Source organism: Citrobacter sp. Cf072, from assembly GCF_030334485.1.
GTDB classification, from domain to species: domain Bacteria; phylum Pseudomonadota; class Gammaproteobacteria; order Enterobacterales; family Enterobacteriaceae; genus Citrobacter; species Citrobacter freundii.
Genome location: NZ_JAOWDX010000045.1, coordinates 602007 through 623100 on the forward strand (window position 1 = coordinate 602007; position 21094 = coordinate 623100).

Sequence of the window (21094 nt, forward strand, 5' to 3'; positions counted from 1 at the left end):
ACAGGATAGGATAGGCTATGAAAAAACGTTTTATGATGTTCACCCTGCTGGCGACGGCGTTTTCCGGCATGGTACATGCAGACGACGCGGCAATTCGCCAGTCATTAGCAAAGCTGGGTGTGCAGAGCACCGAGATTCAACCTGCTCCGGTTGCGGGCATGAAAACCGTACTGACCAATAGCGGCGTGCTGTACGTAACTGAAGACGGTAAACATATTATTCAGGGACCGATGTATGACGTGAGCGGCGCAAGTCCGGTGAACGTCACCAACCAACTGCTGATGAAGCATCTGAACGCGCTGGAAAAAGAGATGATCATCTACAAAGCGCCGCAGGAAAAACACGTCATTACCGTTTTCACCGACATCACTTGTGGTTACTGCCACAAGCTGCATGAAGAGATGAAAGATTACAATGCGTTGGGGATCACCGTACGTTATCTGGCCTTCCCACGTCAGGGGCTGGACAGCCAGGCTGAGCAGGACATGAAGTCTATCTGGTGTGCTAAGGACAAAAACAAAGCCTTTGACGACGCGATGACTGGCAAGGGTGTAAAAGCGGCGACCTGTGATGTGGATATCGCTAACCACTATGCGCTGGGCGTACAGTTTGGCGTCAGCGGTACACCGGCGATTGTGCTGAGCAATGGCTATGTCGTACCTGGCTATCAGGGCCCGAAAGAGATGAAAGAATTCCTCGACGCACATGCAAAACAAACCAGCGGTAAATAATTCGCGTGAAACAACAGATACAACTTCGTCGGCGTGAGGCCGACGAGACCGCCGAGCTACCTGCAGACTTGCCGCCACTGCTGCGCCGTTTATACGCCAGCCGTGGTGTACGTAGCGCGCAGGAGCTTGAGCGTAGCGTGAAAGGCATGCTGCCGTGGCAGCATTTGAACGGCGTCGAAAAAGCGGTTGAGATCCTCTACAACGCCTTTCGCGAAGGAACCCGAATCATCGTTGTCGGCGATTTTGACGCTGATGGTGCGACCAGCACGGCGCTAAGCATCCTGGCGATGCGCGCGTTGGGCTGCAGTAACGTTGACTACCTGGTGCCAAATCGTTTTGAAGACGGTTATGGTTTAAGCCCGGAAGTCGTTGATCAGGCCCATGCCCGGGGCGCTCAGCTGATTGTCACCGTAGACAACGGCATCTCGTCTCACGCGGGTGTCGAACATGCCAGAACGTTGGGGATCCCGGTCGTTGTGACCGATCACCACCTGCCAGGGGATACGCTGCCGGGCGCAGAGGCAATCATTAATCCTAACCTGCCCGACTGTGAGTTCCCGTCGAAATCGCTGGCAGGCGTTGGTGTAGCCTTCTATCTGATGCTGGCGCTGCGTACTTTCCTGCGTGACAAAGGCTGGTTTGATGAACGCGGCATTGCACCGCCGAACCTGGCGGATTTGCTCGATCTGGTTGCACTTGGCACGGTGGCGGACGTGGTCCCGCTGGATGCCAATAACCGTATTCTGACGTGGCAAGGCTTAAGCCGCATTCGTGCCGGAAAGTGTCGCCCTGGTATTAAAGCGCTGCTGGAGATTTCCAATCGCGACCCCCTAAAGCTGGCAGCCAGTGATTTGGGTTTTGCCCTCGGGCCACGGCTGAATGCGGCGGGCCGTCTGGACGATATGTCCGTTGGTGTGGCGCTATTGCTGTGCGACAACATTGGCGAAGCGCGTGTGCTGGCCAATGAGCTTGATGCGCTCAACCAGACGCGCAAAGAGATCGAGCAGGGTATGCAGGCCGAAGCACTGACTTTGTGTGAAAAGCTGGAACGCAGTAGCGATACACTACCGGGCGGCCTGGCAATGTATCATCCTGAGTGGCATCAGGGCGTTGTGGGGATTCTGGCATCGCGTATTAAAGAGCGATTCCATCGCCCAGTAATAGCGTTTGCCCCGGCAGGTGACGGTACTCTCAAAGGATCCGGGCGTTCGATTCAGGGGCTGCACATGCGCGATGCGCTGGAGCGCCTGGACACCCTTTATCCGGGCATGATCCTCAAGTTTGGCGGTCACGCCATGGCGGCGGGTTTATCGCTTGAAGAGGCGCAGTTTGAGCGTTTCCAGCAGCGTTTTGGCGAACTGGTAACCGAGTGGCTGGATCCTGCCTTACTGCAAGGTGAAGTGGTGTCGGATGGCCCACTGAGCGCGGCGGAGATGACCATGGAGATCGCACAAATGCTGCGCGATGCCGGACCGTGGGGGCAAATGTTCCCGGAACCGCTGTTTGACGGGCATTTCCGTTTGCTCCAGCAGCGTCTGGTCGGTGAGCGTCATCTGAAGGTGATGGTCGAGCCCGTGGGCGGTGGTCCGCTGCTGGACGGTATTGCGTTTAATGTCGATACCACCTACTGGCCGGACAACGGCGTGCGCGAAGTTCAACTTGCCTACAAACTGGATATTAACGAGTTTCGCGGCAACCGCAGCCTGCAGATTATAATCGACAATATCTGGCCACTTTAGCGTCACTAATCGCTATAAAAAAGGGCGTGGATTAGTTACAATCCCGCTCTTATCACCGCATTTTGACTAGTCCAATAAAAGAAATCAGACAATGTTTGAAATTAATCCGGTAAATAACCGCATTCAGGACCTCACGGAGCGCTCTGACGTTCTTAGGGGGTATCTTTGACTATGATGCCAAGAAAGAGCGTCTGGAAGAAGTAAACGCCGAGCTGGAACAGCCGGACGTGTGGAACGAACCCGAACGCGCTCAGGCGCTGGGCAAAGAGCGTTCCTCCCTTGAGGCCATCGTTGATACGCTCGATCAGATGAGCCAGGGCCTGGAAGATGTCTCCGGCCTGCTGGAACTGGCTGTAGAAGCCGACGACGAAGAAACCTTTAACGAAGCCGTAGCAGAACTCGATACGCTGGAAGATAAGCTGGCCCAGCTGGAATTCCGTCGTATGTTCTCCGGTGAATATGACAGCGCGGATTGCTATCTCGATATTCAGGCAGGTTCTGGCGGTACGGAAGCGCAGGACTGGGCAAGCATGCTGATGCGCATGTATCTGCGTTGGGCTGAAGCGCGCGGCTTTAAGACTGAAATCATTGAAGAGTCTGAAGGTGAAGTCGCGGGTATTAAATCCGTGACCATCAGAATTGCTGGTGAATATGCGTACGGTTGGCTGCGTACTGAAACCGGCGTACACCGTCTGGTACGTAAGAGTCCGTTCGACTCCGGCGGACGTCGCCATACGTCGTTCAGTTCGGCGTTTGTTTATCCGGAAGTTGACGATGATATTGATATCGATATCAACCCGGCGGACCTGCGTATCGACGTTTACCGTGCCTCCGGTGCAGGCGGTCAGCACGTTAACCGTACGGAATCTGCGGTGCGTATTACCCACATCCCGACCGGGATTGTGACGCAGTGTCAGAACGACCGTTCCCAGCACAAGAACAAAGACCAGGCCATGAAGCAGATGAAAGCGAAGCTTTATGAACTGGAAATGCAGAAGAAGAATGCCGAGAAACAGGCGATGGAAGACACCAAGTCAGATATCGGCTGGGGTAGCCAGATTCGTTCTTATGTCCTTGATGACTCCCGCATCAAAGATCTGCGTACCGGGGTTGAAACCCGTAACACGCAGGCGGTGCTGGATGGCAGCCTGGATCAATTTATCGAAGCAAGTTTGAAAGCAGGGTTATGAGGAACCAACATGTCTGAACAACACGTACAGGGCGCTGACGCGGTAGCCGACCTTAACAATGAACTGAAAACGCGCCGTGAGAAGCTGGCGAGCCTGCGTGAGCAGGGGATCCCGTTCCCGAACGATTTCCGTCGCGATCATACCTCAGACCAACTGCATGCTGACTTCGACGCGAAAGAAAACGAAGAGCTGGAAGCGCTGAACATTGAGGTATCCGTTGCTGGCCGTATGATGACCCGTCGTATTATGGGTAAAGCATCATTCGTTACGCTGCAGGACGTTGGCGGCCGTATTCAGCTGTACGTTGCTCGCGATGACCTGCCGGAAGGCGTCTACAACGAGCAGTTCAAAAAATGGGATCTGGGCGATATCCTCGGCGCGAAAGGTAAGTTGTTCAAGACCAAGACCGGTGAGCTGTCTATCCACTGCACCGAACTGCGTCTGCTGACCAAAGCGCTGCGCCCGCTGCCGGACAAATTCCACGGTCTGCAGGATCAGGAAGCACGCTATCGTCAACGTTACCTGGATCTCATCTCTAACGATGAATCCCGCAATACCTTTAAAGTGCGTTCACAGATTATGGCTGGCATCCGTCAGTTCATGGTTGCTCGCGGCTTTATGGAAGTCGAAACCCCGATGATGCAGGTGATCCCAGGCGGTGCGGCAGCGCGTCCGTTTATCACCCATCATAACGCGCTGGATCTGGACATGTACCTGCGTATCGCGCCGGAACTTTACCTCAAGCGTCTGGTGGTTGGCGGCTTCGAACGCGTATTCGAAATTAACCGTAACTTCCGTAACGAAGGCATCTCTGTTCGCCATAACCCAGAGTTCACCATGATGGAACTCTACATGGCTTATGCGGACTACAAAGATCTCATCGAACTGACTGAATCTCTGTTCCGTACGTTGGCGCAGAACGTTCTGGGAACGACTGAAGTGCCTTACGGTGAAGAAGTCTTCGACTTTGGTAAGCCGTTTGAAAAACTGACCATGCGCGAAGCGATTCAGAAATACCGTCCGGAAACCAACATGGCCGATCTGGATAACTTCGATTCTGCAAAAGCGATTGCTGAATCTATCGGCATCAAAGTTGAGAAGAGCTGGGGTCTGGGCCGTATTGTGACCGAGATCTTTGAAGAAGTTGCAGAAGCGCACCTGATTCAACCAACCTTCATTACCGAGTATCCGGCAGAAGTTTCTCCGCTGGCGCGTCGTAATGACGAAAACCCGGAAATCACCGATCGCTTCGAATTCTTCATCGGCGGACGTGAGATCGGTAACGGCTTCAGCGAGCTGAACGATGCCGAAGATCAGGCGCAGCGTTTCCAGGATCAGGTTAACGCCAAAGATGCGGGTGATGACGAAGCGATGTTCTACGACGAAGACTACGTTACCGCTCTGGAACACGGTCTGCCGCCGACTGCGGGTCTGGGCATCGGTATCGACCGTATGGTTATGCTGTTCACCAACAGCCACACCATCCGCGACGTGATCCTGTTCCCGGCGATGCGCCCGGTTAAGTAAGATGTGAAATGCCGGATGGCGGCTGACGCCTTATCCGGCCTACGATTCGTAATGTAGGCCAGATAAACGTAGCGCCATCAGGCAATAATTTGTTGGCAGTAATTCTGCAACAGCGCACGCGCTTCTTTGTTTGCAACCTGCATTACCATCCACGGACTGAAAGCCCACGGCGTCGCGTCAATCCCGCTTAAGACATCCTCAAGATTGCTCCACTGGCAATCCATCACTTCATCTGGGTTTAGCTGTAGCTCACTGACGATATGTGCGGCATAAACCGGACATACTTCGTTTTCAACTATTCCACTCGGGTCCGTGGCGCGATAACGAAAATCAGCGTATACGGGGGTGAGCAAGTTGATATCTGCACCCAGTTCGAAGCGAGCCCGGCGGACAATAGCAGCTTCGTTGGTTTCACTCAACTGCGGGTGACCGCAGACAGAGTTGGTCCAGACACCTGGCCAGGCTTTTTTGTGCAGCGAGCGGCGGGTGACCAGCAGTTGGCCCTGCTCGTTAAATATCCAGCACGAGAAAGCGGAGTGCAGGGGTGTTGTGGCGGTATGCGCCGCATACTTTTCCAGCGTTCCGCAGGGTTGGTCCTGCTCATTCAATAAAATGACATGTTCCTGTCGCATAGCGTCCACCATCAATCTTAAGCACTCACATTATATGCTTAATTAAGTCAGAGTGATTAACAGAGGGTGTGAAATGCCAGAGCCGCCGGTTCGTTGCGCGATATGATTTGGCATCCGGTTTCTGGCTGCTATGATAAAGCGTCTGAAAATGTTGCGAGGTATTGTTTTGAGTGCAGGACGCCTGAAGAAAAATGGCCTGGGTATCGTGATGCTGCTGTGTGTCGGTCTGCTGTTAGCGGGCTGTTCCGGGAGCAAGTCGTCTGATACAGGAAGTTATTCCGGCTCCGTGTATACCGTGAAGCGGGGAGATACGCTATACCGTATTTCGCGCGCCACCGGTACCAGTGTGAAAGAGATCGCTCGCCTGAATAATATTTCACCGCCCTATACCATTGAAGTGGGGCAAAAGCTGAAGGTCAGCGGCGGCGCGAAAACCAGTTCTGGATCTGGCAAAACAACCAAGAAATCCTCAACCAAAACGGCGGCGGTCAGACCATCTTCTTCTGTGCCGCAGTCGTCCTGGCCACCAGTAGGGCAACGTTGCTGGCAGTGGCCTGCCAGCGGTAAGGTGATTCTGCCTTATTCTACGGCGGACGGCGGCAATAAGGGCATCGATATCTCGGCTGCGCGCGGTACGCCGATTTATGCGGCCGGAGCAGGGAAGGTGGTTTATGTCGGTAATCAGCTGCGGGGCTACGGTAATCTCATCATGATTAAGCACAGTGAGGACTACATCACTGCGTATGCGCATAATGACACCATGCTGGTGAACAACGGTCAAAACGTGAAGGCCGGGCAGAAGATAGCGACGATGGGCAGCTCGGATGCGACGACGGTGCGCCTGCATTTCCAAATCCGCTACCGGGCAACGGCTATCGATCCGCTGCGTTATTTACCGCCGCAGGGGAGTAAGCCAAAATGCTGACGGTGAATTAATCGCCAGTCAGTCTGTTAGTCCCTTGCCAAGAAGAGCGTAAGGTTTATAATCCCTTACGCACTTCAATGCGGGCGTAGTTCAATGGTAGAACGAGAGCTTCCCAAGCTCTATACGAGGGTTCGATTCCCTTCGCCCGCTCCAAAACTCTCTCCTGTAGTTATTCTTTATAAATGTTAAATAGCGACACCGAAATCCGGTGGCAGTGTGCTGTTACCTTCACCCAGATTACGTTGTAGCAATACCGTGTCGAGCCATAGTCCATGTTTGAAGCCAATGTTTTTCAGTGTGCCGATTTCCGTAAATCCGGCCTGCTGATGGACTTTTAACGATCCCTGATTATTGCTGTCGCCGACGATGGCAATCAGTTGCCGATAGCCCTGTGCTTCAGCCCAGCCGATCACATGACGCAGTAAAGCTTTTCCTACACCCTGACGCTGAGCCGTTGGAGCAATATAAATCGAATCCTCAAGGGTATAGCGGTAGGCATAACGCTCGCGATAGCGGGTGAGGTAGCAATACCCGATGACCTTATCTTCCTGTAGCGCGACGACCCACGGCAGCCCGAGGTTGCGGATTTTTTCCAGACGAGCAAACATCTGGTGAGCATCCGGCGGCTCGGTTTCAAAGCTGCCGGTACCGTGAAGAACATGATGTGCATAGATATCGCGTATGGCGGGGATGTGCTTTTCTTCTGCGTTAACGATTTTCATTGACCGGCTCCCATTGGCGTCTTTGCCCAGATTACCTGAAAGACTGAGGGGAAGGTAAGTGCAAAAAATTATGCTTCGATCAGTTGCTTGCAATGCTAATAGGCTTTCATATTGTAAGGGGAAATAATTGATTGTGGTTGATGTTGTCAATAATACGCAAGGTTGGTAAATACATTAACGCGTAGAGTAATACACAATTATTTGTGCACGTCTTCGAGCGTGTATCCAAATACCAATTATGGTAGGTTTCGAAAAATGATGAAGAAAGTTATTTGATTTCAATGTGTTGTTTCTGTATCTAATTCTTCTTGCGCCTGTACCCTTATTTTCATTTCATTGGCCCTGTTTGAGCCCTAAAAATTAAGTTATATTTTGTTGTTAGCAGAGAGCCTATTATCAGACTTTTCTCTATTCACCTCTCAAAATAGTTACCATGCAAACAGTTGCGCGGTGTAGCTATGCTAACCAGCAATAGTAAGCATCGTCACATGATGTCACCGGGCAAACTTTGTTTAAATCCAGAATTCAATCCCAAGAGTATTAGGATTATTTAGTCTAAAATACTTTTTTGACTAAGACTTTTCTTATTACGTAGCCATGAACTACATGGAGTGATAAAATTCCCGAGTTTATGCCTCCTGCTCAACGATTAGAGGACGCGGTGCGGGTAGTCAATAAGACGAAAGAATTAATTGCTTTATAACCCTATTACGAAATAAGCGGCAGTGCATCTTACATGGTCGGCAATCGTCAGGGATTGACCTTAACTTATTGAAAACGCTTATTTTTACTCTGATGTAAGATATAAGGGCAGATATGTTCAGTATGCGTCGACATGCCAACTTCATTAAACGTTTTAAGTCCGTAAGCTGTTTATTTACGGCCAGCATTCTTTTCCCTATGCAAATCTCTGCTGCGGTATCTGATTATGATGCTTTGGTTATTGAAGCGCGGGGGGGGAATAGTGCGCCGCTATTGCGCTACCTTGAGGATCAGGGAAAGAAAAGTGCGCTAACGCCAAACCAGGTTGCCGACTGGCTGCAAGTTTCCAGTTGGGTTGAGAACAACGATAAAACAACAATTGAAATCTGGCAGCGGTATCGTGGGCAGATGGATGTACCTGCACGGGGAAAAGTCGCCGCAGCGCGTGCGTATCGTAACCAGAAAAACTGGAATGATTCATTGGCGGTGTGGGAACGCGTTTTACAGGAAGAACCTGATAACGTGGATGTACGCACCGGCTGGATAATGACGCTGGCAGATGCGCGCTACAATCAGCAAGCCCTTACCGAAGCGAATAAATGGGCTCAGGCGCATCCGGGGGCTGATTCCGATGCGCTACTTGCCTATGTCTATCACTCTCAGGGGAAAAACTGGGACGCGCTGTTGGTTGCCAGCCAGGCGGATGACGTCGATCCTGGCAACAAAAATGCAAAATCCACGCTGCTGTCTGCGCTGTCAGCGAACCGTGTTTCCGGACCAGCCTTAAATATGGCGGAAGTCGTACCCACGGCAGATCCGGTGAAGCGTCGCCTTGAGCTTGATGCGGCGGCTGAAATGGTCCGATCCTCTTATACGTCCGCACGTAATGAAGAAGAACGTTTTATCGTAGCAGATAAAGCGCTGGCCCGTTATGACCAGTTGTTGGCGGCCTGGAAAGATGAGCCGTCTGCGCAGAATGATGTCCGCCGGGCGAGAATAGACCGTATGGGTGCCCTGTTGGTGCGTAAGCGTACTGCTGAAGTGATCGAGGAATATGAGTCCCTTTCCGCAAGCGGCGAAGTACCAAACTACGCAAAACGTTGGGTGGCATCAGCATGGTTAAGCGAGCGTCAGCCGGAAAAAACCGAAGCGATGTTGGCGAGCATCTACTACCCAAATGGGCCTATCCCGGTGACGCCGCTCAGTCCAGAGGATCAACAAGATCTGTTCTATGCACACATTGATAATGAAAACTTCGATGCAGCCAAAAAACAAGTCGATGATTTGATCAAAGAGAGTCCGTATCTGCGGCGTATCTATGGCTCTCCAACGCCGCAGCCTAACGATAACTGGCTGCTCGGACAGTCGCTGCTGACGCAATATCATATCGCTGCCAATGAACTGCCAGAGGCAGAAAAGCTCGCAGAGCATCTGGCACGAACAGGCTCCGGTAACCAGGGACTGCGCATTTCCTATGCCTCTGTGCTTGAAGCGCGTGGATTGCCGCATGCGGCGGAGAAAGAGCTTAAGCTGGCGGAAGTGATTGAGCCAAGCAACCTGGAGCTGGAGCGTCAGCAGGCTTACGTTGCGCTGGATCTCCAGGAATGGAAGCAGGCCGATGAACTGACGGATGACGTTATTGCCCGTAGCCCGGATGATGAAGCGACGCTGCGCCTCGCGCGTATTCGTGATGTCCACAAAATGTCGGAAGTGCGCATTAGCGGCACGCAGGGGATCTCGTCCGATAGCCCGGTCAGCGGTAAGAATGACTTCAACATCAACACGGCTATTTACAGTCCGCCGATTAATGACAACTGGCGACTGTTTACTGGATTCAACTTTGCGACTGGTGAATTTGAGGAAGGGAAGGGCATCAGCCGCGATCTGGCGGCGGGTGCAGAATGGACTTCCCGCGATTACTGGGCGGAAATGGAAGTGTCTGGCCGAAATTATGGCGATGGTCAGAAGATTGGTGGGCGTCTATCCGGCTGGCATGACTTCAATGACAACTGGCGCGTTGGTGGTTCGGCTGAGCGCCTCTCTCGCAATACCCCGTTGCGCGCGCTGCGTAGCGGCGTGTATGCCAACGGTGGAGATATGTTCGTTCGCTGGTATCAAAACGAACGACGTGAATATCAACTGTCGTTTGCTGCATCACATTTCTCAGACGGTAACGATCGCATCGAATACGGACTCAGCGGAAAAGAGCGCATCTGGACCACGCCTCGCTTCACGCTGGACTTTACGCCGGGCATTGGCGGGAGCACCAACACCAAAGAGAATGTGCCGTATTACAACCCGAAGAGTGATTTTTCGGTTGTCCCTGGCCTGAGCGCAGAGCAGGTTCTTTACCGCCACTATGATACCGTCTGGACGCAACAAGGTCTGGCAGGCGTAGGTGGCTACTGGCAGCAAGGTGAAGATGCAGGCGCTATCGTCCAGGTAGGATACGGACAACGGCTTAAATGGAACAACGTCGTAGATGGCGGGGTGATGCTGATTTGGGATAAACGCCCCTATGACGGTAAACGTGAGCGGAATATCTCCCTCGCTTTCGATTTAAATGTCAGGTTTTAAGGATTGTTCATGCTGAAAAGATGCCTGTGGCTTAGCGCATTAATCGCTGGCTGGTTGATGATTACCGCGTGCAGCAGCGCGCACAATACAACGCCTCGCTATGTTCCTCCTGGGGAGAGAACACCGCTGACGGCGGATCATCAGTGGCCGAAAAATAGTTTCCTGGTACTGGGTTATCACGATGTTGAAGATGGTGCTGCCGACCAGCGTTACCTCTCTGTGCGTACCAGCGCGTTGAGCGATCAAATGGCCTGGCTGCGTGATAATGGCTATCAGCCGATCAGCGTGCAGCAAATTCTGGATGCCCATGACGGTAAAATTGTACTGCCGGAAAAAGCGGTATTACTCACCTTTGATGACGGGTATAGCAGTTTTTATACCCGCGTCTGGCCATTGCTGAAAGCCTACAACTGGCCTGCTCTCTGGGCGCCAGTAGGCAGTTGGGTTGATGCGCCAGCCAACAAAAAAGTCGATTTTGGCGGCTTAATGACAGCGCGAGATAAATTCGCGACCTGGAAAATGGTCGAAGAAATGGGGAAATCGCCGTTGGTGGAAGTCGGTGCGCACACCTGGAACTCGCACTTTGGCGCTGAGGCCAATCCACAGGGGAGTAAAGAGCCAGCTGTAGCGAACCGCCTGTATGATAAGAAAACCGGCACTTACGAAACGGACGAACAGTACACGCGACGTATAAACACGGATATTTCTCTGATCACTAACAAGATCAAATCGGTGACCGGGAAATCGCCGCGCGCGTGGGTATGGCCGTACGGCGCAGCCAACGGCACGACGTTAAACCTGGCCAAAGAGCATGGCTATAAGATGGCCTTTACGCTTAATGAAGGGTTGGCGAATGCCGCGTTTCTCGATGATATTCCGCGCGTGCTGATCTCTGATAACCCATCCCTTAAGCGCTTTGCCAGTCAGGTCGCTCAGGTCCGTGAGCCACAGACAATGCGCGTGATGCATGTCGATCTGGATTACGTGTATGACAAGAACCCTGCTCAGCAGAAGCGAAATATCGATAAGTTGATCCAGCGCGTTTATGACATGCGTATTTCTCATGTCTTCCTGCAGGCGTATGCCGACCCTAAAGGCGACGGGAATATTCGTGAGGTCTATTTCCCCAACCGCTGGCTGCCGATGCGTGCCGATCTCTTTAACTATATCTCCTGGCAACTACAAACGCGGGCAGGGGTGACGGTATATGCCTGGATGCCGGTTCTGGCTTTCGATCTCGACGCGTCTATTCCACGCGTAACCGCATGGGATCCGAAAACGGGACGTACTGCTATCAATCACGAGAACTATGTCCGCCTTTCACCCTGGAGCAGCGAAGCGCGTCAGCGCATCACTGAAATCTATGAAGACCTGGCGAAACACGCCAGCTTCAAAGGTATTTTGTTTCATGACGATGCTTTCCTGACGGACTTTGAAGATGCGTCACCGGAGGCGTTAGCCGCCTACCGTGCCGCAGGGCTTCCGGGCAGTATCGAGCAAATACGTAATAATCCTCAGGCGTTCGAGCGCTGGACGCGCCTGAAAAGTAAGATGCTGATCGACTTCACCAAACAGCTGACCCAGTCTGTGCGTAATATTCGCGGTCCACAGGTGCAAACTGCGCGCAATATTTACGCCATGCCGGTACTGGAGCCTGAAAGTGAAGCCTGGTTTGCACAAAACCTGAATGATTTCCTCAATACCTATGACTGGACGGCGCCGATGGCGATGCCATTCATGGAACAGATCCCGGCCAATGATGCCAACGCATGGCTTGACCGACTGGTGAATGCCGTTGCACAAAACCCTGGAGCGCTGGATAAAACCGTGTTTGAACTGCAGGCACGAGACTGGCGTAAATCCGGGGATCAGGCTGAAATCAGCGGAAAACAAATAGCCGAATGGATGCGCCAGCTGAAATTAAGCGGTGCAGGTAACTACGGCTATTACCCGGATGATTTCATCAGCGACAAACCTGAGATGTCAGAGATTCGCTCGACGTTCTCCTCATACTGGTATCCGCAAAAATGACCGATCGCATTATTGCTTTCCTGATACTTTGCCTGATGTTCAGCCTGCCGTTTGGCGTGGCTGTCATCTTTACAGGTGAAGTGATGTTGAACTTCGTCTTCTTCTGGCCTTTGTTCATGTCTGCTTTGTGGATAAGCGGCGGAGTCTATTTCTGGTTTTACCGTGAACGTCACTGGAAATGGGGAGATGACACGCCACCACCGACCCTGCCGGGGAATCCACTGGTTTCCATTCTGATCCCCTGTTTTAACGAAGGGATCAACGCGCGTGAAACCATTGAGGCCGCACTGGCACAGCGATATAAGAATATCGAAGTGATTGCCATCAACGATGGTTCAACGGATGACACTCACGACGTGCTGGAACAACTGGCAGTGGAATACCCCAGCCTGCGGGTGATTCATTTAGCTGAAAACCAGGGTAAAGCGCTGGCGTTGAAGACCGGCGCGGCCGCGGCGCGCAGCGATTACCTGGTGTGCATTGATGGCGATGCGTTACTGGATCGTGATGCCGTTGCCTATATTGTGGCTCCGCTGATCCAGTTCCCGCGCGTTGGTGCGGTGACGGGGAACCCGCGTATTCGAACCCGCTCTACGTTAATCGGCCGTGTGCAGGTCGGTGAGTTCTCTTCCATTATCGGCTTAATTAAGCGTACTCAACGAGTCTATGGGCAGATCTTTACCGTTTCAGGCGTAGTTGCGGCGTTTCGTCGTCGCGCGCTGGCCGAGGTCGGTTACTGGAGCCCGGACATGATCACTGAAGATATCGATATCAGTTGGAAGCTGCAATTGCGCCACTGGTCGGTATTCTTTGAGCCGCGCGCACTGTGTTGGATCCTGATGCCTGAAACGTTAAAAGGGCTGTGGAAACAGCGTTTGCGCTGGGCGCAGGGTGGTGCAGAGGTGTTTATCGTTAACATGCGTCGTCTGTGGTCGTGGGAGTTCCGCCGCATGTGGCCGCTGTTTCTTGAGTTTTGTTTTTCTACCGCCTGGTCGTTTGCCTATGCGATCAGTATCGTGCTGTTCCTGTTAGGGCTGATGATCCCGATGCCGGACTCGCTGTATGTGCAGCATCTGTTCCCGCCAGCCTTTACCGGACTTATCCTCGGCGTGGTGTGCTTGCTGCAGTTTGCGGTGAGCCTGATGATTGAACGACGTTATGAAAAAGGCATTGGCGCCTCGTTGTTCTGGATTATCTGGTTCCCGGTGGTGTACTGGATGCTAAGCCTGTTCACCACGCTGGTCGCGTTCCCGAAAGTGATGCTCAAACGCAAACGCGGCAGAGCGCGTTGGGTGAGTCCTGACCGTGGAATTGGGAGGATCGAATCGTGAATCAGCCACTGATCTTTACGGAGCGGCGTCTGCTGCCTCGCATTATCGATGTGTTGTTGACGCTCATCGCCTGGGTTGGTTTCTTATACCTGATCTATAAAGGGTTGATCACGGCCCTGGCGCATTCACCGTATATGGGGGTGCGACCCTTTTTCACCACGCTGGATACGGTCACGTTTTATATCCTTGTCGCCCTGGTCAACGGCCTGGTGCTAATTGGCTGGGCTAAGTACAACCAGTTTCGTTTTCGGGTGGAACGCCGCAGTCGCAGACCCGGGCTGGAAGACCATGAGCTGGCAGAAAGTTTGCGTATTACCCGGGAGCTGGTTACGGAACTGAACAAGGCGAGGGTGCTGACGGTCCACCATCATGAGAATGGCGAAATCAGTCATATCGATGTGGACAGGGATATTGCCGATAACCGCCTCCCGCCGCCAACGCCTGCGATGCTGGAGTATTTGCCACCAGAGCAGCAGCCGTCGTTGCAGAACAGGCCCGAGTGATATTTCTGCTTTCAGCAGCTTCCTTCAGCCTCGCATAGGTCTATGATTAGACCCAGACAATAAAAAAATGTGAGGCAATGTCGTGGATAAGGAACTACTGGATGCAGGTTACCGGGCCTATACCGGCGAGAAGATTGACGTCTATTTCAACACGGCGATATGTCAGCATTCGGGCAATTGCGTGCGGGGAAGCGCGAAACTGTTTAACCTGAAACGTAAACCGTGGATCATTCCGGATGAAGTGAATGTCGAGACGGTCATCAAGGTCATCGATACCTGTCCGAGCGGTGCGCTGAAATATCGCCAGAAATGAGTGAGGGGACCATGGAAATTCTTGCAGGTCACAACAAGTTTTATGTCAATGATGCTGAGGGCAACCAGGTTGCCGAGATAGTATTTGTGCCGACGGGCGAGCATCTGAGCATCATTGAACATACCGATGTCGACCCCAGCCTGAAAGGTCAGGGCGTCGGCAAACAGCTGGTGGCGAAAGTGGTAGAGAAGATGCGCGCTGAAAACCGCAAAGTTATTCCGCTGTGCCCGTTTGCCAAACATGAATTTGATAAAACCCGCGAGTACGACGATATCCGCGCCTGATCATCTTATGTGTACCGGAAGGTATAACAGCCATCCGGTTCATCACTCCCGATGCAGCAGATCCTGATAAATCCCCGTCAGTATCCCTTGTGGCCCAAACTCTTTTTTAATCCACTGAGTTACACGACCGGTTGCCGAATGCTGGGTGGCCAACAGCATTCGTGAATCCTGACGCGGGTTGTGGATCTGCCGCGTCACCAGCAACGACTTTTCCATCGCCTCGCGCACCATGTAGTCCGGCAGAAAACCGATGCCTTCACCCAGGATCTGGCACTGGCACTTGGTATTAAAATCGGGAACCAGAATCGACTCCTGTCCGTGTAACAGCCAGCCGACCTTCTTGTTGATGGTGTGTGCGGTGTCTTCCACCATGATGTTCGGGTACAGGCGTAACTGGCTCTCAGAAATGGGTTCCGGCATAAAGGCGAGGGGATGATCCGGGGCAATCGCAAACGACCAACGGATCGCGCCGATCTCGGTGTAATCAATTCCGCCGCCGTCCAGTAACGTATCGGGTGCGCCAATGGCGATATTAGCCAGGTTGTTGATGATCGAATCCCAGACGCCGTTATACACCTCGGTGGTGACGGTTATCTGGCAGGTTGGAAACTGTTTCTTGAGTACCTGCAGCAGCCGCGCTGTATGTTGAGGGGTATACAAAAGCTGGTTAATGCAGATGCGTACCCGGGCTTCAATGCCCTGAGCGATGGTATCAATGCTGCGCTTGATTGCGTGGAAATCGTTGAGCAGGTCGGTCGCCTTGCGAAACAGGTAGCGCCCGGACTCGGTCAGTTCAATGCTGCGAGTACTGCGGGTAAACAGCACCACGTCGAGACCCATTTCCATGCGCTTAATGGTGTAACTAATTGCCGATGTGGTTAAGCCAAGCTCTTCAGCCGCCTTGCTAAAGCTGCTGTAGCGGGCAGCCATCGTAAACGCCAGTAGGTTTTCCTCGGTAAATATTGAATTCATCTTTCTCCCCTCCGGCGACAATGCGCATCCGCAACACGATGATTGTTGAATGTATTTGTAATCCTTATACAGAGCAATCAGTTTTGAACAAAATTTAACACTAGTTTTACATTTGATTTGAAGGCAATCACACTTCTGTATTTTAATTGCAGGCCGCTATCCGTGCAGCATACCGCCTGATTCACCGGACTACTGATTAGTGGCTAAAAGGGCCCCAGTCATAAGGGAAAGATTGCACTACAGCACGTTTTGTTCTCATTGTTAAAATTGATTCAATAATCGATGCGCTTACGATGAATGAAATTTAAGCGGATGTTATTCTCCGCACTCTGTTGCTATTCTCAGGTTATCGGATATTTAAAAAGTCTAAAAAACTGCAGGAGAGCGATTATGTCAGAGAAAGAACTCATTACTGAATTTCTGCTGGCGGCAGAACAGGGCAATGCCGATGGATTAAAATCCTGTCTGGCAAAAAATGTGGATATTAATGCCACTAACCGCCAGGGGCGTACTGCCATTATTATTGCCAGCCTGAATAAACATTATGACTGTGTTTCTTTATTGATTGCTGAGGGTGCCGATATTAATAAACAAGATCAAACTTGTTTTAACCCCTTCCTGATTAGCTGCCTGACGAATGATTTAACGCTGTTGCGTACGGTATTACCGGCTAACCCCGACCTTAATTGTCTGAGCCGTTTTGGCGGTGTCGGTATTACGCCAGCCAGCGAAAAAGGCCATGTTGAGATCGTGCGTGAGCTGCTGCTGCGTACCGATATCAATGTCAACCATACTAATTTTGTTGGCTGGACGCCGCTCCTGGAAGCCATCGTACTTAATGACGGTGGCGCGAAGCAGCAGGAGATCGTTAAGCTGCTGCTCGACCATGGCGCAAATCCGCACATGACGGATAAATACGGTAAAACCCCGCTGGAACTGGCGCGAGAGAAAGGGTACCACGAAATTGCCGAGCTGCTGATTGCGGCCGGAGCCTGACACAGGAGCGCCATTATCGCTACGCCATCACGGCGATGCGTACGGGCGCTAACCGCAGACAGCGCGTTTCTCACTTTCCGGGGAACGGGGCGGGTTGAACAGGTTTTTTCCCACGCGGTAAACCTGTTGATACCTGAACAGCAGCGGTTGCTGACGTTACTGAGTGAAGATTGTGATAACGCACCTAACAGCTGTCGGCTGGCGCTGACGCATTGTGAAGACCTGTTTCATCCCGGTGAGCTGGTCAATTTTAGCGGGTCGGGAATAGTTGTTGGCAATGATAAATGGATAGAAACCGCCGGTTGCCTGCTGTGGCGAATACCACGGTGGACATCTGATGCAGCAAGTCTTGCCGCAGTCGGCTGGCAGCATTGGGAAGAGGTTATCCGCCAACAGCTAAGAAGCGACGACACATTATTTCTGTATCAGGGTGACAATCCGTTTTTTCAGGAAATCACCCGTCAATTACACAACCGCCGACAAACATTACTGACGGCGTTGCGTACAGGAGAAAATATCTCTACAGCGGTCAGCCATTTAATTGGTCTGGGGATTGGTCTGACGCCCTCATCGGATGATTATTTAGTGGGCCTAAGCACTATTCTATTTATTCCCGGACATCCGCTGAGGAAATATCGTGAAGATTTTTTAGCAGCTTTACAATATGCCGGAAATAATACGACGCTACTCAGCAAAATAACGTTAGAGGAAGCTTTTCATCAGCGTTATCGGGAAAGCATTGGACGGCTGCTCAACCATATTATTACTGAGCAACAACCCGTTTCTACACAATATATTACTGACATTAAAAATATTGGCTCAAGTTCTGGCTGCGACATGCTGTATGGCATGGCAGATGCCTGCGCCCTGAGCCACAGGTCCGGAGGGAATTATGTCGATCAGGATAGTTGTTAAAAAGAACACGTATTTTGATTCTGTCTCACTGATGTCTATCTCCACGCGCGCAAATAAGCTCGATGGTGTTGAGCAGGCGTTCGTGGCTATGGCGACAGAAATGAATAAGGGCGTGCTGAAGAATCTCGGCCTGCTCACGCCTGAGCTGGAAGAGGCGAAGAGTGGCGATCTGATGATTGTCATTAAAGGTGCGAGCGACGAAGCAAACGCGCAAACGCTGGTGGCGATTGACGATCTGTTTACGCATAAAGAGCAGGGTGGCCAGCACGAAGCGCGCTATGCCACGCTCGCCAGCGCGAAGAAGCACGTTCCCGACAGCAACCTGGCGGTGATCTCGGTCAATGGCCTGTTTGCCGCGCGTGAAGCGCGTCAGGCGCTGCAAAATAACCTCAACGTGATGTTGTTCTCTGACAACGTCTCTCTTGAAGACGAGCTGACGCTTAAGCAACTGGCGCACGAAAAAGGACTGTTGATGATGGGGCCAGACTGCGGAACCGCCATCATTAACGGCGCGGCGCTGTGTTTTGGCAACGCAGTGCGTCGCGGCAACATCGGAATTATTGGTGCGTCCGGTACCGGTAGCCAGGAGCTGAGCGTACGCATTCACGAGTTTGGCGGCGGAATTTCTCAACTGATTGGTACCGGTGGACGCGATCTGAGTGAGAAGATTGGCGGCCTGATGATGCTTGACGCGATTGGCATGCTGGAGGCCGATCCGCAAACTGAGATCATCGCGCTTATCTCCAAACCTCCTGCGCCAGCGGTGGCGCGCAAGGTGCTGGAACGTGCGCGCGCCTGTCATAAGCCCGTGGTGGTGTGTTTCCTCGGACGTGAAGCCGCGCCTGCGGATGAAAAAGGTCTACAGTTTGCCCGCGGTACTAAAGAGGCGGCGTTGAAAGCGGTACTGCTGACCGGCGTGAAAAAAGAGAGCCTGGATCTGCATCCGCTCAACTGGCCGCTGATTGAAGAGGTTCGCGCCCGTCTGACCCCGCAACAAAAGTACATCCGTGGCTTGTTCTGCGGTGGCACGTTGTGCGATGAGGCGATGTTTGCTGCCATGGAAAAACATGCCGAAGTTTACAGCAACATTCATCCGGATCCGGCGTTCCGCCTGCAAGATCTCAACCGCAGCGTGGCGCATACCTTCCTCGATTTCGGTGATGACGATTTTACCAACGGTAAACCGCATCCGATGATCGATCCCACCAACCGCATTAGTCGTCTGTTGCAGGAAGCGCGCGATCCTGAAGTCGGCGTGATCGTGATGGACTTCGTCCTTGGTTTTGGATCGCATGAAGATCCGGTTGGCGTGATGCTCGACGCGATCGTTGAAGCCAAAGCGATCGCCGCCGCAGACGGTCGTCCGCTTGAGATTCTCGGCTATGTGCTGGGAACCGATCTTGATACGCCGTCGCTGGAAAAACAATGTCAGATGCTGACTGATGCGGGCGTTATCTGGGCGAGCAGTAGCACCAACACCGGATTGCTGGCGCGTGAATTTATCTGTAAAGGGGAGGAAGCCTGATGAGCCAGACACTGTTTAACCAGCCGCTGAATGTGATTAATGTCGGTATCGCGATGTTCAGCGATGACCTGAAAAAGCAGAACGTTCCCGTGACCCAGCTCGACTGGACGCCGCCGGGCCAGGGCAACATGCAGGTGGTTGCTGCACTGGACGAGATTGCCGATTCGCCGCTGGCAGACAAAATCGCTGCCGCTAACCAGCAGGCGCTGGAACGTATTATTCAGTCGCATCCGGTGCTGATTGGCTATGACCAGGCAATCAATGTCGTGCCGGGGATGACCCGCAACACCATCCTGCACGCCGGGCCGCCGATCCGCTGGGAAAAAATGTGCGGTGCAATGAAGGGCGCGGTAACCGGGGCGCTGGTGTTTGAAGGACTGGCGAAAGATCTGGATGAAGCTGCCGAACTGGCCGCCTCGGGTGAAATTATCTTCTCACCATGTCACGAGCATGACTGCGTTGGCTCGATGGCGGGTGTGACGTCAGCGTCGATGTTTATGCACATCGTTGAGAACAAAACCTACGGCAACCGCGCATATACCAATATGAGCGAGCAGATGGCGAAGATCCTGCGTATGGGCGCGAACGATCAGAGCGTTATTGATCGTCTGAACTGGATGCGTGATGTGCTGGGACCGATGCTGCGCGACGCCATGAAGCTGGCGGGAGAAATAGACTTGCGCCTGATGCTGGCGCAGGCGCTGCACATGGGCGATGAGTGTCATAACCGCAATAACGCCGGGACGGCGCTGCTGATTCAGGCGCTGACGCCGTGGATTATTCAGACCGGCTATCCCGTTGAGCAGCAGCGTGAGGTGTTCGAGTTCGTCCTCAGCAGCGATTACTTCTCCGGACCGACCTGGATGGCGATGTGTAAAGCCGCAATGGACGCCGCCCACGGCATTGAATACAGCACCGTGGTGACGACGATGGCGCGAAACGGCGTTGAGTTCGGTCTGCGCATCAGCGGCTTACCGGGTCAGTGGTTTACCGGTCCGGCGCAGCAGGTGATTGGCCCGATGTTTGCAGGCTACAAGCCGGAAGATTCCGGACGTGATATTGGCGATAGCGCGATCACCGAAACCTACGGCATTGGCGGTTTCGCCATGGCGACGGCACCGGCCATCGTGGCACTGGTGGGTGGTACGGTCGAAGAGGCCGTTGATTTCTCTCGCCAGATGCGTGAAATCACTCTCGGCGAAAACCCCAACGTCACCATTCCACTGCTGGGTTTTATGGGCGTACCGACTGCTATCGATATTACGCGCGTGGGCAGCACCGGCATTCTGCCGGTGATTAACACCGCAATTGCGCACAAAGATGCGGGGATCGGCATGATCGGCGCCGGAATAGTCCACCCGCCATTCGCCTGTTTTGAAAAGGCGATCCTCAACTGGCGCGACCGCTACTGCCAATAACAACAATCGGGGCTAACGCGGTTAGCCCCACAGTAGCGAAGCGAAAAACGTTGCTTACCTG

18 protein-coding genes and 1 tRNA gene are annotated in these 21094 nt (G+C 52.7%); 16 read left to right on the forward strand and 3 right to left on the reverse strand.

Annotated features, from left to right (window positions below):
• Positions 1-17 precede the first annotated feature (17 nt).
• The 4 genes from dsbC (at position 18) to lysS (ending at position 5187) form a co-directional block, all read left to right on the forward strand.
• Positions 18-731, forward strand: a complete 714-nt coding sequence (gene dsbC / locus OGX66_RS15265) for a bifunctional protein-disulfide isomerase/oxidoreductase DsbC (protein WP_003825520.1) — start codon at positions 18-20, stop codon at positions 729-731.
• Positions 732-736: 5 nt separating this feature from the next.
• A complete protein-coding gene (recJ, locus tag OGX66_RS15270) occupies positions 737-2470 on the forward strand; it encodes a single-stranded-DNA-specific exonuclease RecJ (RefSeq protein ID WP_048232743.1) in 1734 nt (577 codons plus the stop codon).
• A 91-nt stretch (positions 2471-2561) separates the two neighbouring features.
• Positions 2562-3660, forward strand: a protein-coding gene (gene prfB / locus OGX66_RS15275; protein ID WP_096878465.1) for a peptide chain release factor 2 whose coding sequence is annotated in 2 segments (ribosomal slippage) — positions 2562-2636 and positions 2638-3660 — 1098 coding nt in all. Because the reading frame shifts where the segments join, the coding sequence is not laid out codon by codon here.
• A gap of 9 nt (positions 3661-3669) precedes the next feature.
• On the forward strand, positions 3670-5187 hold the full coding sequence (lysS, locus tag OGX66_RS15280) for a lysine--tRNA ligase (protein WP_003026911.1): 1518 nt from the start codon (positions 3670-3672) through the stop codon (positions 5185-5187).
• 77 nt (positions 5188-5264) lie between these two features.
• On the opposite strand, the gene idi is transcribed toward lysS, so the two are convergent.
• Positions 5265-5819, reverse strand: coding sequence for an isopentenyl-diphosphate Delta-isomerase (idi, locus tag OGX66_RS15285; protein WP_088903085.1), 555 nt, complete (start codon positions 5817-5819; stop codon positions 5265-5267).
• Positions 5820-5985: 166 nt separating this feature from the next.
• Here idi and actS point away from each other — a divergent pair, with 166 nt between their 5' ends.
• Entirely contained in the window at positions 5986-6744 is a 759-nt protein-coding gene (actS, locus tag OGX66_RS15290; protein ID WP_003026902.1) for an amidase activator ActS, read from the forward strand.
• A gap of 79 nt (positions 6745-6823) precedes the next feature.
• Positions 6824-6897, forward strand: a tRNA-Gly gene (locus OGX66_RS15295).
• Between the two features lie 32 nt (positions 6898-6929).
• Here OGX66_RS15295 and OGX66_RS15300 read toward each other — a convergent pair.
• A complete protein-coding gene (locus OGX66_RS15300) occupies positions 6930-7466 on the reverse strand; it encodes a GNAT family N-acetyltransferase (RefSeq protein ID WP_049001048.1) in 537 nt (178 codons plus the stop codon).
• An 816-nt stretch (positions 7467-8282) separates the two neighbouring features.
• On the opposite strand from OGX66_RS15300, the gene pgaA reads away from it, so the two are divergent.
• The 6 genes from pgaA (at position 8283) to OGX66_RS15330 (ending at position 15207) form a co-directional block, all read left to right on the forward strand.
• Complete coding sequence (gene pgaA / locus OGX66_RS15305) at positions 8283-10745, forward strand: poly-beta-1,6 N-acetyl-D-glucosamine export porin PgaA (protein WP_044713448.1); 2463 nt, start codon at positions 8283-8285, stop codon at positions 10743-10745.
• A 9-nt stretch (positions 10746-10754) separates the two neighbouring features.
• Positions 10755-12776: a poly-beta-1,6-N-acetyl-D-glucosamine N-deacetylase PgaB gene (gene pgaB, locus OGX66_RS15310; protein ID WP_270922698.1), complete on the forward strand. Its 2022-nt coding sequence runs from the start codon at positions 10755-10757 to the stop codon at positions 12774-12776.
• On the forward strand, positions 12773-14107 hold the full coding sequence (gene pgaC, locus OGX66_RS15315; RefSeq protein ID WP_003033859.1) for a poly-beta-1,6-N-acetyl-D-glucosamine synthase: 1335 nt from the start codon (positions 12773-12775) through the stop codon (positions 14105-14107). The genes pgaB and pgaC overlap by 4 nt, the downstream gene beginning before the upstream one ends.
• The gene (pgaD, locus tag OGX66_RS15320; protein WP_003033860.1) at positions 14104-14610 is read left to right on the forward strand and encodes a poly-beta-1,6-N-acetyl-D-glucosamine biosynthesis protein PgaD; all 507 of its coding nucleotides are present in this window, start codon (positions 14104-14106) and stop codon (positions 14608-14610) included. Before pgaC ends, pgaD begins: the two co-directional genes overlap by 4 nt.
• An 82-nt stretch (positions 14611-14692) precedes the next feature.
• A complete protein-coding gene (yjdI, locus tag OGX66_RS15325) occupies positions 14693-14923 on the forward strand; it encodes a 4Fe-4S mono-cluster protein YjdI (protein ID WP_049016515.1) in 231 nt (76 codons plus the stop codon).
• 11 nt (positions 14924-14934) lie between these two features.
• Positions 14935-15207 carry a GNAT family N-acetyltransferase gene (locus OGX66_RS15330; RefSeq protein WP_003033869.1) on the forward strand — a complete coding sequence of 91 codons (273 nt, stop codon included), beginning with the start codon at positions 14935-14937 and terminating at the stop codon, positions 15205-15207.
• Between the two features lie 42 nt (positions 15208-15249).
• On the opposite strand, the gene OGX66_RS15335 is transcribed toward OGX66_RS15330, so the two are convergent.
• Positions 15250-16179, reverse strand: coding sequence for a LysR substrate-binding domain-containing protein (locus tag OGX66_RS15335; protein WP_003033874.1), 930 nt, complete (start codon positions 16177-16179; stop codon positions 15250-15252).
• Positions 16180-16569: 390 nt separating this feature from the next.
• Here OGX66_RS15335 and OGX66_RS15340 point away from each other — a divergent pair, with 390 nt between their 5' ends.
• Genes OGX66_RS15340 through OGX66_RS15355 form a run of 4 tightly spaced genes read left to right on the forward strand, consistent with a single transcriptional unit; the run spans position 16570 to position 21033 of the window.
• On the forward strand, positions 16570-17175 hold the full coding sequence (locus OGX66_RS15340) for an ankyrin repeat domain-containing protein (RefSeq protein WP_003033877.1): 606 nt from the start codon (positions 16570-16572) through the stop codon (positions 17173-17175).
• 15 nt (positions 17176-17190) lie between these two features.
• Positions 17191-18090 (forward strand): oxamate carbamoyltransferase subunit AllH family protein, encoded by a 900-nt coding sequence (locus OGX66_RS15345; RefSeq protein WP_488473205.1) that lies wholly within the window; start codon positions 17191-17193, stop codon positions 18088-18090.
• A complete protein-coding gene (gene fdrA / locus OGX66_RS15350; RefSeq protein WP_003033884.1) occupies positions 18068-19615 on the forward strand; it encodes an acyl-CoA synthetase FdrA in 1548 nt (515 codons plus the stop codon). Before OGX66_RS15345 ends, fdrA begins: the two co-directional genes overlap by 23 nt.
• Positions 19615-21033 carry a YlbE family protein gene (locus OGX66_RS15355; RefSeq protein ID WP_003033887.1) on the forward strand — a complete coding sequence of 473 codons (1419 nt, stop codon included), beginning with the start codon at positions 19615-19617 and terminating at the stop codon, positions 21031-21033. The genes fdrA and OGX66_RS15355 overlap by 1 nt, the downstream gene beginning before the upstream one ends.
• Positions 21034-21094: the final 61 nt, after the last annotated feature.